This window comes from Chryseobacterium sp. 6424, assembly GCF_003692615.1.
Taxonomy (GTDB): domain Bacteria; phylum Bacteroidota; class Bacteroidia; order Flavobacteriales; family Weeksellaceae; genus Kaistella.
In genome coordinates this window covers 1,668,146-1,686,643 of record NZ_CP023540.1, presented here as the reverse complement: position 1 = coordinate 1,686,643, position 18,498 = coordinate 1,668,146, and the positions used below count along the sequence as shown (strand labels likewise).

The following is an 18,498-nucleotide window of genomic DNA, read 5'->3' as shown; positions in this document are numbered from 1 at the left end:
TATTATTTGCGGTATTTTACTATTTGAAAGTTGTTCTATTTATTCCTCGAAAAATTGCTTTTGTTCTTCGGCTTTTTGTAGCCGATATTTTCCTTGGTTTGCGGTTTTGGTCTCGGTGTGAACGGCTTGTTGTTCGAATCTCTTTTTTCAACCACCAGGTTATCTGTGTGGAAAGGGTGGTCCTTCTCCACCGGAATTTTCTTTCCGATCAGTTTTTCCGTATTTTTGAGGTTAATGAGATCCAGACCGTCTACAAAAGAGATCGAGCTGCCATCGGCGCCGGCTCTTCCGGTACGGCCGATGCGGTGAACGTACGTTTCGGACACGTCAGAAAGTTCGTAGTTGACCACGTACTTCAGTTCGTCGATGTCAATGCCGCGTGCTGCGATATCTGTAGCGACTAAAATCCTGGTCTTCCCGGATTTGAAGTTACTTAACGCGTTTTGTCTTTGATTCTGGGATTTATTACCGTGGATGGCTTCTGCGGAAATCTTCTGTGACTGTAGCTTTCGCGCGATCTTGTCAGCACCATGCTTGGTCCGAGAAAACACCAATACCGAATCTGAAATATCGTTCTTAAGTATATGTGTCAGCAGATCAAGCTTGTTTTCTTTATCAACGAAATATACTTTCTGCTGTATGGTATCCGCTGTTGAGGAAACCGGAGCCACTTCTACCTTCACAGGATTCGTAAGCATCGAGTTTGCGAGTTTGCTGATTTCATCAGGGAAAGTTGCGGAAAAGAACAAAGTCTGTCTTTTTGGTGGAAGAAGCTTAATGATGCGTTTTACATCATGCACAAAACCCATGTCGAGCATACGGTCGGCTTCATCAAGAACGAAGATGTCAAGGTTTTTAAGCGAAATGAGACCTTGCGAAATGAAATCGAGCAGTCTGCCCGGCGTGGCCACCAGGATATCTACGCCTTTTTTCAAGGCCTGCTCCTGTGCGCCTTGTTTTACGCCGCCGAAGATGACCAAGTTGCGTAGTTTCAAGTGTCTGCCATACGCGTTGAAACTTTCTTCAATCTGTATCGCCAATTCTCTGGTCGGAGTTAATACCAGCGCTTTTATCTGGTTGTTGCGAATGTTTTTCGCTGTTAAATTCTGTAAGATAGGGATGGCGAAAGCAGCCGTTTTGCCTGTTCCGGTTTGTGCGGTTCCCAAAAGGTCGCGACCTTCTAAGATACTGGGGATGGCTTTTGCCTGGATCGGGGTGGGTTGCACGTATCCTTCTTCCTGAAGCGCTTTTGCGATAGGATCAATGAGTTTTAAATCAGTAAATTTCAAATGAAATGTTTTAGGTTAAATTAAAATGAGCTGCGTCATTCTTTCGATAAGTACGGAAATGAGTCTGTAACAAAAGGTTTTGCAGAACGCAGCAACAGATTCACCAAGAATGACACCGTACAAAAAAAATCCTTCCGTAGCAGAAGGAATGATGAGGCAAATATACGTTAAATTATTTTACCGTTGAAACCTGAGCAGCTTTGTGTCTTAGCTGCTACGAATGTGGTTTATAAGAAAATTAAATCATTTACGAAGATGAAAAAAAAGACATGAATGAAAATCAGGCCTTATCAATTATCCGTGGAGTTTTTTCCAGATCGCGTCTTTCAGTTCCATCAAACCTTCCTGTGTGATGGCTGAAAAGAAAATTGGCTGGCGGTGTTCGGGGAACTTTGCTGCTATTTCTTGTTTAAGTTCATCATCTAACATGTCTGATTTTGAGATTGAAAGAATGTAATCCTTATCTAAAAGTTCGGGGTTAAACTCCTTCAGCTCGTTTTCAAGAATCTTAAATTCCTGGTAATAATCTTCAGAATCAGCCGGGATCAGGAATAAAAGAATTGAATTCCGCTCGATATGTCTCAGAAAACGGTGACCGAGACCTTTCCCTTCTGCCGCACCTTCGATAATCCCCGGGATATCGGCCATTACGAAAGATTTGTAATTCCGGTAATCTACAATCCCCAAATTTGGTGTTAAAGTAGTGAACGCATAATCGGCGATTTTAGGTTTTGCGGCAGAAACTGCTGCGAGCAAAGTAGATTTGCCGGCGTTCGGGAAACCTACCAAACCGACATCGGCCAGAAGTTTAAGCTCGAAAGTCACGAAGCCTTCTTCCCCAGGCAGGCCGGGTTGTGCATAACGCGGGGTCTGGTTGGTGGCAGATTTAAAATGCTCGTTACCCAAACCGCCTTTGCCACCATGCATGAGGATGATTTCCTGGCCATCTTCAAGGATTTCACCGATGATCTCCCCCTCTTCATTCTTGGCGATAGTACCCACCGGGACTTCAATGTACACATCAGCACCGTATGCGCCTGTGAGCTGGTTCTTGCCACCGTTTTCGCCGCGTTCCGCCTTGATGTGGCGGGTGTAACGAAGCGGCAGGAGCGTCCATTCATGCGCGTTTCCTTTCATAATCACGTGGCCACCGCGTCCGCCGTCGCCACCGTCGGGGCCACCTTTCGGAATATATTTTTCACGGCGAAGGTGTGCAGACCCTGCACCGCCATGACCACTTTTACAATGGATTTTTACGTAATCTACGAAATTCGACATGGTTGTGGTTTCGTTTGCTGCGGAAAGTTTCCGGCAGTTATTTTTTTATTTTTTCTACTTCGGCGAACAGTTTTTCGGAAATTTCTTCGATTCCGCCTACGCCGTTTACTTCTACATATTTGCCTTGCTGCTTGTAAAGTTCGGCTACTTCAGCAGTTTTAGCATAATATTCTTTAATTCTGTTGCGGATGACCTCTTCATTAGAATCATCTGTCCTACCGCTGGTTTCGCCTCTTTTAAGTAATCTATCCACGAGGATTTCATCATCTACCACCAAAGAAAGACATACGGAAATCTCGTCATGCAGTACTTCTTTCACAATCTGCTCTAGCGCATCAGTTTGGTTGGCCGTACGCGGATAGCCATCGAAAATGAAACCTACAGCATCGGTAGGCTTCTTTATTTCATCTACCAGCATATCGGTGGTTACTTGATCGGGCACCAGCTCGCCTTTATCTATGTAGGATTTGGCCAGTGTGCCGAGCGCGGTGCCATTTTTCATATTGAACCGGAAAAGATCGCCGGTAGAGATCTGTTTCAAGTTGAATTTTTCAATTAAATGTTGTGCCTGTGTGCCTTTGCCACTTCCCGGAGGGCCAAAGAGTACAATGTTTATCATTAATTTTTTATTAGATTTATGAAGGATTTGCAGGGCTGCTGCGATGTTTATTCGTTGATGCGGCCTTCTTCCAGTTGGTAAAGGTCTTTCAGGTTTCTGGCGATTTCATCATAATCCAAGCCATAGCCGAGCACGAATTTGTTCGGGATTTCTTTCCCGACATAATCAAGTTTGAAATCTTTTTTGTAAACATCAGGCTTTAGCAGGAAGGTAGCTAATTTCACAGATTTCGGGCGCTGGGTTTCGGTGAAGTATTTAAAGAGACTTTCAACGGTGTTTCCGGTATCTACAATGTCTTCAACAAGTATGATGTGACGGTCCTTGATGTCTTTGGTAAGCTCCATTTTCTGGTAAACGATCCCTGTAGATTGTGTGCCCACGTACGAACTCATCTGGATGAATGCGACTTCGCACTGGCCGGGATAATGTTTCAGCAGGTCTGAAAAAAACATGATTACGCCATTTAAAACCCCAATAAATACCGGTGTTTCATCTTTGTAATCTTCGTAAATTTTCAGGGCGGTTTCTTTTACGATTTCCTGTATTTCGGCATCGCGCAGGTAAGGAATAAACGTCTTGTCGTGAATTTTGATGGATTCCATAGAGATTTGCAAAGCGCAAATTTAATGTTTTTTAAGGAATCTTACTTTAATTAAAATCAATACACACGAGATAAGACTGTTAAGGGGATATATTTAACGGTTTTGGTTGCCTGTAACCCTCAGAAAATCTACTTTTGCATAAATCTAAATAAAAGTAAAAAATTATGTCAACTTATGTAGTGGTAGGCCTGCAGTATGGTGATGAGGGAAAAGGCAAAATCACGGATGTCCTCTCCGCAAAATCCGATTATGTAGTGCGTTTTCAGGGTGGCGATAATGCCGGTCACACCGTATATGCCGGTGAAGAGAAGTTCGTGCTTCACCTACTGCCCTCGGGCGTTTTACAATGCCGAGGCAAATGTGTTATTGCCAATGGGGTAGTCGTTAATCCTATGGCTTTCCTTAAAGAAATTGGGCAGATTGAAGAAAAAGGGCTTAAGACAGATCATGTATTCATCAGTCGCCGCGCACACGTCATCATGCCATACCATATCCTGCTGGATACCTACCGGGAAGAAGAAACCGGCGGCACCCACATTGGTACTACCAAAAAAGGTATCGGCCCTTGTTATGAGGATAAGATTGCGAGAATTGGCATCCGCATGATTGATTTGCTGAATCCTGAGATCCTCGCCGATAAAATCCAGAAAAACCTGAAACTCAAAAACTCACTTTTTGAAAAATATTATGGTAAACCTACGCTTGCATTTGATGAGATTTACCAGCAATATCTAGCCTTGGGCGAGCAGTTAAAACACCGCATCATCGATACCGAAACTGAACTTAATGAAGCCATCCGCGAGGGTAAAAACATCCTTTTCGAAGGGGCGCAGGCGGCGATGCTCGATATTGATTTCGGTACCTATCCGTATGTTACCTCATCATCACCTACTACGGGCGGTGTTTGTGCAGGTGCCGGTGTGCCACCAACCAGTCTGCAGAATTTAATAGGTGTGGCGAAAGCCTACACAACCAGAGTGGGCGAAGGCCCTTTCCCTACCGAACTTAATAATGATTTGGGCGAACATATCAGAAAAATCGGTTTTGAGTTTGGGGCTACTACAGGGCGTCCGCGAAGAACTGGCTGGCTTGACCTGGTGTCACTGAAACATGCGACGATGATTAACGGAATTAATAATCTGGTTATTACAAAACTTGATGTGCTTTCCGGTATTTCACCATTGAAAATTGCTACGAAATACAAAACCGAAGATGGTAAGATCATAGATTACTTCACATCCTCAACCACGAAATTGTACGATTATGAGCCAATTTATGAGGAACTTGACGGCTGGGACGAAGATATTACCAATGCCAGAAGCTATGATGAATTACCGCAGAACGCCAAGAAATATATTGAGTTTATCGAGAAATATCTCGGCATCAATGTATATCTGGTTTCCGTAGGTCCGGAGCGGAGCCAGAATATCATCCGTAAAGAACTTTTTTAAAACTAAAGCTGCCGACAGGCAGCTTTTTTTACAGGTAAAATTAATTAATTTGTATGGAAAGAATAATTTAGTTTAAAAATATTAAATGATTAGGCATTTTATTTGTTGGTTCTTTATTGATAACGTTATTGTGTTGAAAAGTTATTTATCTTAACAATTAAATATTTTGCCATGAACATTTTTACGACCTCTCAGGAAAACCGGTTTAATGAAATCCTTTTCGAAAACCGCAACAAGGCTTATGGAGCGTACCAATTACGCGCCAGTGAAAGCGCCATCCTAAGAAAATCACTGTTTCTGGGGATTGCCGTTTTTGCAGGTATCTCTCTCACTCCGGTGTTTATAAACGCTTTGGATACGGCCGAAGTACCTTCGATATCAGATAATTCTGGCCATACATTGGTTCCGGTGGATGAAATCGAGCCGCCTGCCGCTTCACAAACGCCGGTTGTCAGTATTCCGCCCGCCACGGTAAGCATCGAAATGCCGACACCTACTAAAAATCCTGTTAAAGACGTAGCGCCACCCACTGTAAATGATATACGAGATGCCCATATTGGTCTTGTCACCGTATCAGGGCCACCACCGGTTTCTTCATATACACCGCCTGTCACCTTGCCACAAGTGCCCGTAGCCCCTCCGCAAAGTGTACCAAAACCAATAGATGATTCACCGGTTGCAAAGGTAGATGTGGAAGCTAAGTTTTCGGGTGGGATAGATGCTTTCCGCATTCGGGTAGTACAGAATTTTAGTACGGATGATTTCGAAGGCCGTGGTGAGGTACTAAAGACCATGGTGACTTTTATTGTAGAGAAAGACGGTAATATTTCAGCCGTAAAAGCTACAGGGAAAGATCCCGTTTTTAATGCGGAAGCCGAAAAAACCATCAAAAAAATCAAAGGGAAATGGACGCCGGCGCAACTTAATGGCCAATCTGTAAGAAGTTACTTCAAATTCCCTATTTCTATGCAGTTTGAGTGAAATCATTTGTCTCGCTCTAATTTTATCCACAGAATACCATCTTTTGTGGATAATTTTTTTTATAGCTATCTTATTCATTTTAAAGGCGTTAAGTTTATTCGCTTTTTTTATAAATATCTGAAAATGATAAAAAAGTGTATTTTTGAGGTTTAAAATATAAAGAATGGCTAAAATTATTGGCATTGCCAATCAAAAAGGTGGGGTAGGGAAAACAACTACAGCTGTGAATCTGGCTGCCGCACTGGGGGTGCTTGAAAAGAAAATCCTTATTATTGATGCCGATCCGCAGGCCAATGCCACTTCGGGTCTTGGTGTTGACGAGGCCACGTTTTCTACCTATAACCTGCTGGAGCGCAGTACCGATGCTAAAAATTGTGTGCAGAAAACCACTTCGCCAAATCTCGATATTATACCTTCGCACATCGATTTGGTTGCGGCCGAGATCGAACTTGTAGATCGTGAGAACCGCGAATATATGCTGAAAGAAGCGCTGGAAGAACTTCGTGACGAGTACGATTACATCATTATCGACTGTGCGCCAAGTTTGGGACTGATTACCATTAATGCCCTAACAGCCGCCGATTCTGTCATCATCCCGATACAGTGCGAGTATTTTGCCCTTGAAGGTTTAGGTAAATTACTGAACACCATTAAGAATGTACAGAAAATCCATAACAAGGACCTTGATATCGAAGGACTGCTGCTTACGATGTACGATTCGCGTCTGCGACTTTCAAACCAGGTCGTGGAAGAGGTGAACTCGCATTTCCCTGAAATGGTTTTCGAGACAGTCATCAGCCGAAATGTACGTTTGAGTGAAGCGCCAAGTTTCGGCGAAAGCATCCTTAATTATGATGCTGAAAGCAAAGGCGCTATTCAATATCTTCAGCTGGCTGAGGAAGTGTTGCTGAAAAATGAAAATTTAGTAAAAAGTTAAAAAGTAAAACGCTAACCATATTATGAGAGATAAGAAAAGAGCGATGGGGCGTGGCCTGGGTGCGATACTGAGTGCCGAATCCAAGGCAACGGTAAACTCTGCCACCGACGAAGGTGCAGATAAGTTCGTGGGAAATATCGTACAGGTTTCGCTGGATGATATTTATCCGAATGCTTCGCAGCCCCGGACTTATTTCGATGAAAAAGCACTGAATGAACTGGCAGAATCTATCCGAAGCCTGGGCATCATTCAGCCGATCACCTTACGGAAAGATGGTGATAAATTTGAGATTATCTCTGGGGAACGCCGTTACAGGGCGAGTAAGATTGCCGGTCTGGAGACTGTGCCTGCTTACATCCGCCTGGTGAACGATCAAGAGTTGCTCGAGATGGCTTTGGTAGAAAACATTCAGCGCGAAGATCTCGATGCGATAGAAATTGCGCTTACCTATCAACGCTTGCTCGAAGAAATAGGTCTCACACAGGAGAACCTTAGCCAGCGACTCGGCAAAGACCGAACTTCCATTACCAATTCGATAAGGCTGTTGCGCCTGTCACCAGAAATACAGGATGCCATCCGAAGTGGAGAAATCTCTGCTGGCCACGGCCGTGCCATCTTAAGCCAAGACGATCCCGAAAAGCAAAGGATGCTGTTTCAGAAAATCGTTGCGCATAAACTTAACGTACGACAGGCAGAGGAAGAAGCTTCGAGGATGAAAAATGAGGCGAATCCTGAGAAGAGAGCGAAAGCGGTTTTACCAAATCATTTCAAGAAAGCCGAGAAGAACCTCGCCGATATACTAAATTCAAAAGTAGAGATTAAGGCCGCCGCTAACGGGAAAAAGGGGAAGATCGTACTCGATTTCAAGAATGAAGAAGAACTGGAAAACATCCTATCACATTTCAGATAATGGGTAAAATCACAGCCTTGCTGCTTCTGTTTATATCAGTTCAAATATTTGGTCAGGTTCTGCCAAAGGATACGATCCGCGTAGAGAATTATCCGACCGATTCGGTTTCTGCCACTACTCCGAAGTCTGAAGTGGAAGTGTACGCAGATATTCAGCAATCCAACTCGACACCGGTTGCTGTGCGGTATAATCCTACAAAAGCGGGTTTATATTCGGCGGTTTTACCAGGGTTGGGGCAGTATTACAACAGAAAATACTGGAAGATCCCAATCGTTTGGGGTGGGATCGGGACCGGCATCGGTATTACCCTGTGGAATCAAAAACAATATAACCGCTACCGTGACGCTTTTATCGCAGAACTCAATGGGCAGTCCCATGAATTTTCTGACATTCCGGGCATTACAGCCGAAGCTTTAGGGCGCACGCAAGACCGCGCCAAACGCCAGCGAGATTATGCCATTGCCGTAACAGGACTGGTGTATTTGCTGAATATCGTAGACGCAGTAGTGGACGCACACCTCTACGAAGGCCGCAAAGACCCTGATCTAGCGCTGAAGCCAACGGTTATTTATGATGAATTTGCCAGGCAGAATTCAAAGGCTGGGCTAAGTTTGAGTTACAACTTTTAATAAAAATAAGATTACAAATATGAAAATTGCATTGGTAGGCTACGGAAAAATGGGTAAGATCATTGATCAGATTGCTGTTTCCCGTGGACATGAAGTCGTAGCCCGCCTCAACGAATCTCCTACGCTGGAAAACCTTCATCAGCCAGATGTGGTGATAGAATTTTCAAACCCGGAGGTGGCTTTTGAAAACATCAAAACTTGCCTAGGATATAAAATCCCGGTTATTTGCGGAACCACGGGCTGGCTGGCAAAAAAACCAGAGGTGGAGCAGATGGCCATCGATAATGGTACGGGTTTCCTGTATGGTTCCAATTTCAGTTTAGGTGTAAATCTTTTTTTTGAGCTGAATGAGAAGTTGGCTGCCATGATGAGAGGTTTCAATGAATATAATGTGCAGCTGGAGGAAATTCATCATACGCATAAACTTGATGCGCCCAGTGGCACCGCTATTTCACTGGCAGAAGGCATCATAAAGAACAATGCTGCGTTCAACAGCTGGAAACTCGATGAAACAGATAAGGAACAGCTGGGTATTTTTGCCATCCGTGAGGATGAGGTACCCGGTACACACAGCGTTTATTACCGCAGCGATGTGGATGAGATTGAGATCAAACATACCGCTTTCAACAGAAATGGTTTTGCCTTGGGAGCCGTAATCGCAGCAGAGTGGATCGAGGGGAAATCTGGCAGCTTCACGATGAAAGACGTGCTTTTTTCGTAATATTACCAATAGTAGCCCTGTAACAATTGCCCGAAACTTAAAACTAATCGTTTACCAGCAAACGCAAACAGATTTTTATCCATGAATTATTTTATTACCTATACCGTTTACGTCCTTATCTTATCCGTTTTGATGGGGCTTTCCACATGGAAGCTCTTTAAGAAAATGGGCTATCATCCGTTACTGGCGTTTGTTCCGTTCTATAATTATTTCATCATACAGAAAGAAACAAAACATCCTAAATGGTGGGTAATCATGGCTTATCTGCCCATTGTGGGGCCTATTATGTTGTCGGTTTTTCACTTGTTTTTGATGAAACATTTCGGGAAAAGAACCTTTACGCAAAGGTTGCTGACTGTTTTATTACCATTCATTTATATGGCGGTGGTGAACTATAGTAAGGATGCCGAGATAGAAACCGAAGACTCATTATTCCTTACCGGTGAAGAACCTCAAGAAAAGAAAAAAGAATCTTTTATCGGCTCAATAACTTTTGCGGCAGTGTTTGCGACTATTGTGCATGTGTTTGTAGTTCAGCCATTTGGTATTCCAACGGGCTCTATGGAGCGTACATTAATGGTAGGCGATTTCCTATTTGTTAATAAATGGACGTATGGTTTCCGTATGCCGATGCGTCCGCTGGCGATTCCGTTCTTGCAGGGAACTATTTTAGATACCGGCCAGAAGGGCAACCCAAAGGATGACCCCAAGTCTTATGTGGAAACTGTAAAACTTCCTTACGAAAGGATTTTTCAGTTCAATAAACCGCAGAAAAACGATATTGTAGTATTTAATTATCCCCAAGATTCTGTTCACACCGCTACAGACCGAAAAGATCCTTACGTGAAACGCTGCGTGGCAGTTGCCGGCGATCTCATAGAAATGCGCGCCGGACGTTTGTTTGTGAATGGTAAACCAGAAACTATCTTAGGAGACCAGCAGAAACAGCATAAGTTCATCGCTGTAACTGGCAGCCAGTTGGATATTCCTTCGTTATACAGACAATATGGTTTCTTACCGGTACAGGAGTTACAGACTGAAAACGGATTTGTTTATGATTTCCAAGGACTTACGGATAAAACTGCCAGAGAAATCAAGCAATTGCCGCAAGTGATTGAACTTAAAGAACATATCTGGGCAAAAGATTCGGCTGCGGTTTCTTATAAGGTAAATGCCGACCGTAGTGCATATACCAAAAACATTGATACCGCCCAGTCCATTTTTCCGATCAATAAGAAATGGAATCAAGATTGGTATGGGCCGCTAAGGATTCCGAAAAAAGGCGATGTGGTAACCCTTACCCAGAGTAATTTGCCTGAATATCAATGGATTATTTCAGAGTACGAACATAACAAACTCGAGAACCGCGATGGTAAAATTTTTATAAATGGCCAGCAAACCAATCAGTACACCATAAAGCAGGATTATTATATGATGATTGGTGACAACCGCGATGCCTCACTTGATGCCCGGTTTTTCGGTTTCGTGCCAGAGGAAAATATCGTCGGCAGCCCCATGTTTACCTGGTTGAGTATAGAAGGTCTTTTTGCTGACAACGGTTCATCTTACCAGCCGGATGGCAAATCTTTCCGTTGGGACCGTATGTTTAAAGCCACCAACACCGGTGAAGCACACAAAACTTCTTATTGGTGGGTAGCCGTCATTATTCTTGTATTGTTTTTCGGTTGGGATTATTTTGCCAAGCTCTTCAAAAAGAAAGAAAAAACAGACTAAACTGTTTACATTTTTATATCACTTTCCCTCTCCCCTGGAGGGGGATTTTAATTTTTATTCGATGAAAGTTTTATTACCTATATTTTATCTTCCGCCAGTGTCATGGTTCGCTGTCTTTTTACAAAGTAAAGCAGTAGAACTGGAGCAATTTGAGCATTTCCCGAAACAGACTTACCGTAACCGTACCACCATTTATGGGGCCAATGGTCGTCTGTCACTCATTATTCCGATAAGCCATAACGGTAAACGTGTACTGAATGAAACAGAAATTTCTTACCGCGAAAACTGGCAGAAACTCCATTGGAAATCTATTAAAACCGCGTATCAGAGTTCGCCGTATTTCGAGTTTTATGAAGATAAGCTCGAGGCTATATTTAACTTTAGTACCCCTTCTCTTATCGAATTTAATCTGAACGCCCTGAAAGTCATTCAGCAAATCTTGAAAACAGAAAAAGAATATACGTTGAGCGGCGAGTACCTGAAAGAACCGGAAGGAAAAAATTACCGGGAAAAATTTCCTGCCAAACACCGGGAGGATTATGGTCTCGAAACTTATTACCAGACTTTCTCGGACAAATTCGGGTTTGAGGCAGATCTCTCCATACTCGATTTAATATGTAACAAAGGCCCGGAAACGCTTACTTATCTTAAGAATATCGATCTAAACAAAATTTAATATGAAAAAATTACTCATCGCAGCTTACTTTCTCGCAGGCACAGCTGCGTTTGCACAAGCCGACAGCCAGCCGGTGGATCCAATGAAAGATAAAGATCTGATGACTTGGTATCACAAAGATTTTGCTGCCACCAACGTATATGGTGTAAATACCGATAATGCATATAAATATCTGGAGTCCAAAGGCCTTAAAGCCAAACCAGTTGTCGTAGGCGTACTCGACAGCGGGGTAGAAGTGGACCATCCCGGACTAATGAAAAACATGTGGAGAAATCCGAATGAAATCCCAAACAACGGCAAAGACGATGATAACAATGGTTATGTAGACGACGTACATGGCTGGAATTTCATGGGCGGGAAAAACGGTGACATCGATGTAGATAATATGGAAGTAACCCGCGTGGTGAAGAAGTATAAAGATGTCTTTGAAGGCGCAAACTCCACTGTCAATAAAGCGAATCAGGCAAAAATGCCGAATGAGTTCGAAATGTACATGAAGTCCAAGGAACTCTTCACTAAGAAAAGCCTCGAAGCCAAACAAGGGTACGAAACCTATTCGCGCATTCAGCAAATGATCCCATCAATGATTGCGTTGCTCAACGGCCAGCCGCTCACCACTGAAGCTGTGGCCGCCATTAAGCCTACCACACAGGAGCAGGCGATGGCAGCTTCGGTACTTGGTCAGTTGGTGAACGACCCTTCAGTGAAAGGGAAAGCACCGGCTGAAGTACAAAAGTTTCTGGAAGCACAAATGAAAGAAGCGCTCGATTATTATGGTCCCCAGGCTACCAAGCAGTATAATCTTGATTATGATCCGCGTGCCGAAATTGTAGGCGATAACTATGATGATTATACGGAGCGTTTTTATGGTAATAACAATTACGAAGGCCCGGATGCCCAGCACGGGACACACGTTGCAGGCATTATCGCAGGTATGCCACACGGTGCCGAAGTACAATATGGTGTAGGCTATAAAACCGCAAGAATCATGACCGTTCGTACCGTGCCAAATGGTGATGAAAGAGATAAGGACGTGGCCAATTCCATACGATATGCAGTGGATAACGGCGCTAAAATCTTGAATATGAGTTTCGGCAAACCCGTTTCTCCCGGCAAGAATATCGTTTGGGAAGCATTTAAATATGCGCAGGATAAAGGTGTGTTACTCGTAAAAGCTGCTGGTAATGAGAATGAAAACATCGAGGAGAATATATATTACCCAACCAACTTCCAGGATGTTACCGATCCGGCACCTTTTATTAATAACATGATTGTGGTGGGCGCTTCTACCAATAATAATGAGTTTCTAAGAGCCAGTTTCTCCAACTACAACCAAAAGATGGTGAATGTGTTTGCCCCAGGCGATAAAATTTACTCTACTGTGCCCGATGGCAAATATGAGTATCTGCAAGGGACATCAATGGCAGCTCCGGTGGTTGCAGGCGCAGCATCGGTATTGCTGGCTTACATGCCTAACCTCACACCGGCGCAAATCATCGAAGCACTGGTGAAGACTTCAAACAAATCTTCTGTAAACGCGATGATTTCATCAAATACCAATAACAGCTTCAACCTTATTTCTCAGGCAGGCGGAGTTATTGATGTGCTGAAAGCGGCGGAATATGCCTATACTAATTTCTATAAACCAATGCCAGCAGCCAAAAATGCGGCACCTAAAAAAACGGTAAAAAAGGTTAAGAAATAAATCTTTTTATATGATTGTTCAATAAAAAGTCCGGTTATTCGGGCTTTTTTTTGGATATCTATGGGTGTGGCACGGTTTTTTGTAGGGTATGTATCAAATAATTTAAGCTATGAAAAATCTATTATTAGCGGGCTTCGTAGGGGCAGCACTTACTGTTTCTTGCAGTACGGCTAAAACCGCTCAGAACAACAGGGCCGAGTTTCTTCAGCTAAAAGGTGACTGGGAGATTACCAGTGTAAACTACGATAAAAATTATAAGGTGAAGCCATTTGATGAAGGTGCGGATGCACAGTGTTTCGTAGGAAGCCACTGGAGGCTTATCCCCAATAATTGGACAGGCTCTTACACTTTGAGTGGCGGCGGCGCATGCCCAAGCGTGATTCAGCCTATTAAATTTGAAGTGGTAAACGGTTCTGAATTCAAATTCAAAAAAATGCTAGAAGGCTCCAAAGCAAAATCTGTCACTGAAGGGTATTCATTAAATCTCATCAGTCAAACTGCAGATTCTTTTAGCCTCGAACAGAATGTGAACTCAGCGGGTGATAATGTAAGGATCATCTACAACTTCAGCCGAACCGGAATGAAAAATTAATTAAACAAACAAACGATATGAGATTCTTAAATAAAACCAATTTCGCAGGTTTATTTCTGTCAGCAGGTTTACTGCTTACCAGTTGCGAAACTGTACAAAATGCCAATAACCAACAAAAAGGTACCGTTATCGGTGCAACAGCCGGCGCTGTATTAGGCGGGGTGTTGGGTAACAATCTCGGCAAAGGTAAAAATGCGCCAGCCGGCGCTGTGCTGGGTGGCATCGTAGGTGGTGTAGCCGGTAATGTGATTGGCCGTAATATGGACAAACAGGCCAAAGAAATTAAAGAAACATTGCCAGGCGCGGAAGTAGAACGTGTAGGTGAAGGTATACGTGTGACGATGAAAGAGAATATGGTAAACTTCGGTTTCGATTCTTCAGAACTCACCGCTGCGGCTAAAGCTAACCTTAATAAACTGGCGACCGTCCTTAAAAATAATATGGATACGAACATCAATATCTACGGACATACCGACAGCAAAGGGACTGATGCTTATAACCTTTCACTCTCTGAAAGACGTGCGGCCGCGGTTAAATCATATTTGGTTTCCCAAGGGGTCGCTTCATCGCGCATGATTACCATGGGAATGGGCGAAAAAGAACCTGTAGCAAGTAATAACACCGATGCAGGCAGAGCCGAAAACCGACGTGTAGAGTTTGCCATTACCGCGAACGAGGAAATGATTAACGAGGCACAAAACAACAATTAAGACCAAATCCTATCATTATATTTATAGTCCGCCACGGCGGGCTTTTTTATTTTAAAATCATTACTTTTGTTTCTGATTTTTTCACAGATGACGAAATATTTAAAACTTCTTCGCGTAGAGCAGTGGGTAAAAAATCTTTTTGTTTTCGCACCTCTGTTCTTCTCGGGAAATATTACCAATCTGGATCTGCTGGCCAAAAGTATTTTTGCATTTGTAGTGTTTTCATTTACAGCAAGCAGCATCTATATCGTGAATGATTATTCTGATATCGAGTCGGACCGTAAGCATCCTGATAAAAAGAACCGTCCCTTAGCCAGTGGTGCTATCCGAAAGCCTGTAGCGATTTCGGTTTTTATAGCACTGGTCTGTTCCATTATCCTTTTGATATTTTTCGGTCAGCATTTTTTGCACCGCGATTTGCTGAAGTTTTCCGCGGTCATTGCATTTTATTTTGTGATGAATATCGCTTACACTTTTCGTCTGAAACACGTCGCGATTATTGATGTCTGCATTATTGCGATTGGCTTTGTGCTGCGTGTATCAGCTGGTGGTTATGCCTCGGGGATATATATTTCTCAGTGGGCGATCTTGCTGACATTTGTGTTGGCACTGGTATTGGCAATTGGTAAACGTAGGGGAGAACTCATTAATGCACAGATTTCCGGTAAAACCAGGCGGGCGCTTGATGGGTATAATGTGCAGTTCGCGGATATCGCGCTTTCGATAAGTTGTACCCTGGCCATCATCTGTTACCTGATGTTTACCCTCTCGCCAGAAGTACAGCAGAAGTTCCATTCCAGGGTATTTTACACCGTGTTTTTTGTTGTATTCGCTTTCCTACGATATCTTCAGCAGACACTCGTATATAACAAAACCGAATCACCGACTAAAATTATCTATAAAGACCGATATATTCAGGTAACGCTGGTGTTGTGGCTTGCCGCATTTTTACTTCAAATCTATTTCAAATAATGAAACCCAATTTCATACAGAAGGTGGCCAACTGGGGAAATTTTCCTGTAGTTGAAAAAGAAATCCGGTCTGAAGACTCTTTGCTGAAAATACAGGATTTTGTACGGAACAATAATGAGGTAATCGCGCGGGGAAATGGCCGTTGCTACGGTGATGCCGCGTTGGCAGAACATATCTTTTCCACCAAAAGACTTAATAAGTTCATCAGCTTCGATAGGCTAAATGGCATCATCGCGTGCGAAGCAGGTATGCTACTCTCCGAAATTCTAGAGGTTATCGTACCGCAAGGCTATTTTCTTTACGTAACCCCAGGGACCAAATTCATCACTGTAGGTGGCGCTATCGCTTCTGATGTACACGGCAAAAATCATCATCAGGAAGGTTGCTTTTCAGAATACTTGATCGAATTTTCTTTGTTGAATGAACATGCGGAGGTCATTACATGTTCGCGCAAGGAAAATCCCGATAAGTTCTGGGCTACCATCGGCGGAATGGGACTTACAGGTATTATTCTGGATGCTAAATTCAGGCTAAAGAACATCAGTACGTCTTATATCAAGCAGGAAAGTATCAAAGCGGAAAATCTTGATGAAATTTTCCAACTTTTCGATGAAAGTGAAGACTGGACATACAATGTCGCTTGGATTGACTGTCTGCAGAAAGGGCCCAAACTCGGCAGAAGCATCCTGATGCGTGGCGAGCATGCGCTGCTACAGGAACTGCCGGCAAAACTTGCGGGTACACCGCTTAGGCTGAAGAAAAAAATAGTACCCACCGTCCCGTTTTATTTTCCGGGGTTTATACTTAATAATCTTACGGTAAAACTCTTCAATGTGCTGTATTTTAAAAAACAGCGTACCAAGATAAAAAAGGATATTGTAGACTACGAAAGTTTCTTCTATCCGCTTGATGTAGTAAACGACTGGAATAAGATTTACGGCAAAAAAGGCTTTATTCAATATCAGATGGTTATCCCGAGAGCCAACGGAAAAGATGGGATGCGCAAGATTCTGGAGACCATCGCCCACAGCAAGAATGGCTCTTTCCTGGCGGTGCTGAAGTTGTTCGGGAAAAACAATCCACAGGCCTTTAATTCTTTTCCTATTGAAGGGTACACCCTAGCGCTGGATTTTAAGGTCAATAGCAAACTCAGCGCACTGGTACAGCAACTGGATGATATTGTCTCGGAATATGGCGGACGAATTTACCTGACCAAAGACAGTATGAGTAGATCTTCGCTCACTAATTATCTACAGCAGGTACAGAATGCCAAATTCGTTTCTTTGCAGCATAAAAGAATCCTCAGTAATCTCTAAGGTTTTTAATCAAGGCCTAAATAGTAAACCATGATTGTATTAGGAAGTAATTCGGAAGTAGCGCAGGCATTTGTAGAAAGAGTTTTGCAAACCGGTGAAAAATTCCCCTCTGTCTATTTATTCACCTCCAACAGGGATACGGCCGAGAAATTTGCCCGTCATATTGATGTCAAATATCTGCAACACTCAGAAATCATCGCACTTGATCTGATGAACGATACTGATTTTACGAAGTTTTCTGATATACAGAGCGATCTGCTCTTCTGTGCCTCCGGTTACTTAGGCGAGGGTACCGAAGAGGCCTTGTATAACACGAAAAACACCGACCGTATTGTGGGTATCAACTATGCACGACTCCTCCCTATCCTTAATTATTTTGCAGAAAAAATGGAAAGGAAACGTTCCGGTACCATGATTGTGCTGTCATCGGTCGCTGGCGAACGCGGAAGACAGAGCAATTTCATCTACGGCAGCGCCAAGGCAGGACTTACCGCTTACCTAAGCGGTTTACGCAACTATCTGTATTCGCGCAACGTACATGTAATCACTATAAAACCAGGTTTTATGGATACTAAGATGACGGAGGGATTACCGCTTAACCCAACCCTTACCGCCACACCGAAGCAGGCTGCCAACCTTATTTACAAAGCCTACAAAGCGAAACGCAACGTAGTGTATGTGTTGCCGGTTTGGTCACTTATCATGATGATGATCCGTGCTGTTCCTGAGTTTATTTTCAAGAAAATGAAGTTATAACCGATACATGAGAAAACTCTATCTTTTCGATTTTGATGGTACCCTCACATTTCGGGATACCATGTTCCTTTTCCTGAAGTTCTATCATCCAAGGAGATTTTATCTGTCATTCTTAGTACATATTCCGCTGTTCGTATTACTTAAACTAAAACTTGCGGACGCTGAAAAAGTGAAGAAAAGTTTCATCTCAGCTGTTTTGAAAGGAGAAAAAAGACAGGAAATAGAGGCCCGCGCGCAGGAGTTTTTCTTACGGCATCATAAGGCGCTCATTCGGCCCAACGCACAGCAATTTATTGATAAAATCAACAGAAATCAAACCGAAATCTACATCGTTTCAGCCTCACTGGATATTTGGGTGAAACCATTTGCTGATAACTGGGGCTTTAAATTGCTCGCTACACAGGCTGATTTTGATAATGAAATATTCACAGGCAATTTTATGGGCAAAAACTGCAATGGTGACGAAAAGCGCTGCAGGATAAAAACCGCCATTGCCCACCAAAAGTTCGATAAAACCATTGCTTTCGGTGATTCTACTGGCGACCGCGAGATGTTGGCTTGGGCAGATGAAAGCCATTTTGAATTTTTTCATTAAATTTACCCCATCCCTAAACCTTAAG

19 protein-coding genes are annotated in these 18,498 nt (G+C 43.1%); 15 read left to right on the top strand and 4 right to left on the bottom strand.

Going from position 1 to position 18,498, the window contains the following annotated elements; all coding sequences use genetic code 11:
* Positions 1-35 precede the first annotated feature (35 nt).
* The 4 genes from CO230_RS07815 to hpt all read right to left on the bottom strand — a co-directional run bounded on the left by CO230_RS07815 (position 36) and on the right by hpt (position 3,788).
* Entirely contained in the window at positions 36-1,289 is a 1,254-nt protein-coding gene (locus CO230_RS07815) for a DEAD/DEAH box helicase (RefSeq protein ID WP_122028087.1), read from the bottom strand.
* A gap of 294 nt (positions 1,290-1,583) precedes the next feature.
* Positions 1,584-2,567 (bottom strand): GTPase ObgE, encoded by a 984-nt coding sequence (gene obgE, locus CO230_RS07810; RefSeq protein ID WP_122028086.1) that lies wholly within the window; start codon positions 2,565-2,567, stop codon positions 1,584-1,586.
* 37 nt (positions 2,568-2,604) lie between these two features.
* Positions 2,605-3,186, bottom strand: a complete 582-nt coding sequence (locus tag CO230_RS07805) for an adenylate kinase (protein WP_122028085.1) — start codon at positions 3,184-3,186, stop codon at positions 2,605-2,607.
* A gap of 47 nt (positions 3,187-3,233) precedes the next feature.
* Positions 3,234-3,788 (bottom strand): hypoxanthine phosphoribosyltransferase, encoded by a 555-nt coding sequence (gene hpt, locus CO230_RS07800; RefSeq protein WP_122028084.1) that lies wholly within the window; start codon positions 3,786-3,788, stop codon positions 3,234-3,236.
* A gap of 164 nt (positions 3,789-3,952) precedes the next feature.
* Here hpt and CO230_RS07795 point away from each other — a divergent pair, with 164 nt between their 5' ends.
* The 15 genes from CO230_RS07795 (at position 3,953) to CO230_RS07725 (ending at position 18,473) form a co-directional block, all read left to right on the top strand.
* Positions 3,953-5,239, top strand: a complete 1,287-nt coding sequence (locus CO230_RS07795) for an adenylosuccinate synthase (protein WP_122028083.1) — start codon at positions 3,953-3,955, stop codon at positions 5,237-5,239.
* Between the two features lie 171 nt (positions 5,240-5,410).
* Positions 5,411-6,220 (top strand): energy transducer TonB, encoded by an 810-nt coding sequence (locus CO230_RS07790; protein WP_122028082.1) that lies wholly within the window; start codon positions 5,411-5,413, stop codon positions 6,218-6,220.
* 163 nt (positions 6,221-6,383) lie between these two features.
* On the top strand, positions 6,384-7,157 hold the full coding sequence (locus CO230_RS07785) for a ParA family protein (protein ID WP_122028081.1): 774 nt from the start codon (positions 6,384-6,386) through the stop codon (positions 7,155-7,157).
* Between the two features lie 22 nt (positions 7,158-7,179).
* Positions 7,180-8,067, top strand: coding sequence for a ParB/RepB/Spo0J family partition protein (locus CO230_RS07780; protein ID WP_122028080.1), 888 nt, complete (start codon positions 7,180-7,182; stop codon positions 8,065-8,067).
* The gene (locus CO230_RS07775; RefSeq protein ID WP_122028079.1) at positions 8,067-8,696 is read left to right on the top strand and encodes a DUF5683 domain-containing protein; all 630 of its coding nucleotides are present in this window, start codon (positions 8,067-8,069) and stop codon (positions 8,694-8,696) included. The genes CO230_RS07780 and CO230_RS07775 overlap by 1 nt, the downstream gene beginning before the upstream one ends.
* A 19-nt stretch (positions 8,697-8,715) precedes the next feature.
* The gene (gene dapB, locus CO230_RS07770) at positions 8,716-9,417 is read left to right on the top strand and encodes a 4-hydroxy-tetrahydrodipicolinate reductase (protein ID WP_122028078.1); all 702 of its coding nucleotides are present in this window, start codon (positions 8,716-8,718) and stop codon (positions 9,415-9,417) included.
* A gap of 81 nt (positions 9,418-9,498) precedes the next feature.
* Entirely contained in the window at positions 9,499-11,151 is a 1,653-nt protein-coding gene (gene lepB / locus CO230_RS07765) for a signal peptidase I (protein ID WP_122028077.1), read from the top strand.
* Between the two features lie 61 nt (positions 11,152-11,212).
* Positions 11,213-11,827, top strand: coding sequence for a WbqC family protein (locus CO230_RS07760; protein ID WP_122028076.1), 615 nt, complete (start codon positions 11,213-11,215; stop codon positions 11,825-11,827).
* A gap of 1 nt (position 11,828) precedes the next feature.
* Positions 11,829-13,532: a S8 family serine peptidase gene (locus tag CO230_RS07755; protein ID WP_122028075.1), complete on the top strand. Its 1,704-nt coding sequence runs from the start codon at positions 11,829-11,831 to the stop codon at positions 13,530-13,532.
* 109 nt (positions 13,533-13,641) lie between these two features.
* Positions 13,642-14,124 carry a lipocalin family protein gene (locus CO230_RS07750; RefSeq protein ID WP_122028074.1) on the top strand — a complete coding sequence of 161 codons (483 nt, stop codon included), beginning with the start codon at positions 13,642-13,644 and terminating at the stop codon, positions 14,122-14,124.
* A gap of 17 nt (positions 14,125-14,141) precedes the next feature.
* A complete protein-coding gene (locus CO230_RS07745; protein WP_122028073.1) occupies positions 14,142-14,834 on the top strand; it encodes an OmpA family protein in 693 nt (230 codons plus the stop codon).
* A gap of 87 nt (positions 14,835-14,921) precedes the next feature.
* Positions 14,922-15,806 (top strand): decaprenyl-phosphate phosphoribosyltransferase, encoded by an 885-nt coding sequence (locus tag CO230_RS07740; RefSeq protein WP_122028072.1) that lies wholly within the window; start codon positions 14,922-14,924, stop codon positions 15,804-15,806.
* Positions 15,806-17,122 (top strand): FAD-binding protein, encoded by a 1,317-nt coding sequence (locus CO230_RS07735; RefSeq protein ID WP_122028071.1) that lies wholly within the window; start codon positions 15,806-15,808, stop codon positions 17,120-17,122. The genes CO230_RS07740 and CO230_RS07735 overlap by 1 nt, the downstream gene beginning before the upstream one ends.
* A gap of 30 nt (positions 17,123-17,152) precedes the next feature.
* Positions 17,153-17,878, top strand: a complete 726-nt coding sequence (locus tag CO230_RS07730) for an SDR family NAD(P)-dependent oxidoreductase (protein ID WP_122028070.1) — start codon at positions 17,153-17,155, stop codon at positions 17,876-17,878.
* Between the two features lie 7 nt (positions 17,879-17,885).
* A complete protein-coding gene (locus tag CO230_RS07725; protein ID WP_122028069.1) occupies positions 17,886-18,473 on the top strand; it encodes an HAD-IB family hydrolase in 588 nt (195 codons plus the stop codon).
* Positions 18,474-18,498 lie beyond the last annotated feature (25 nt).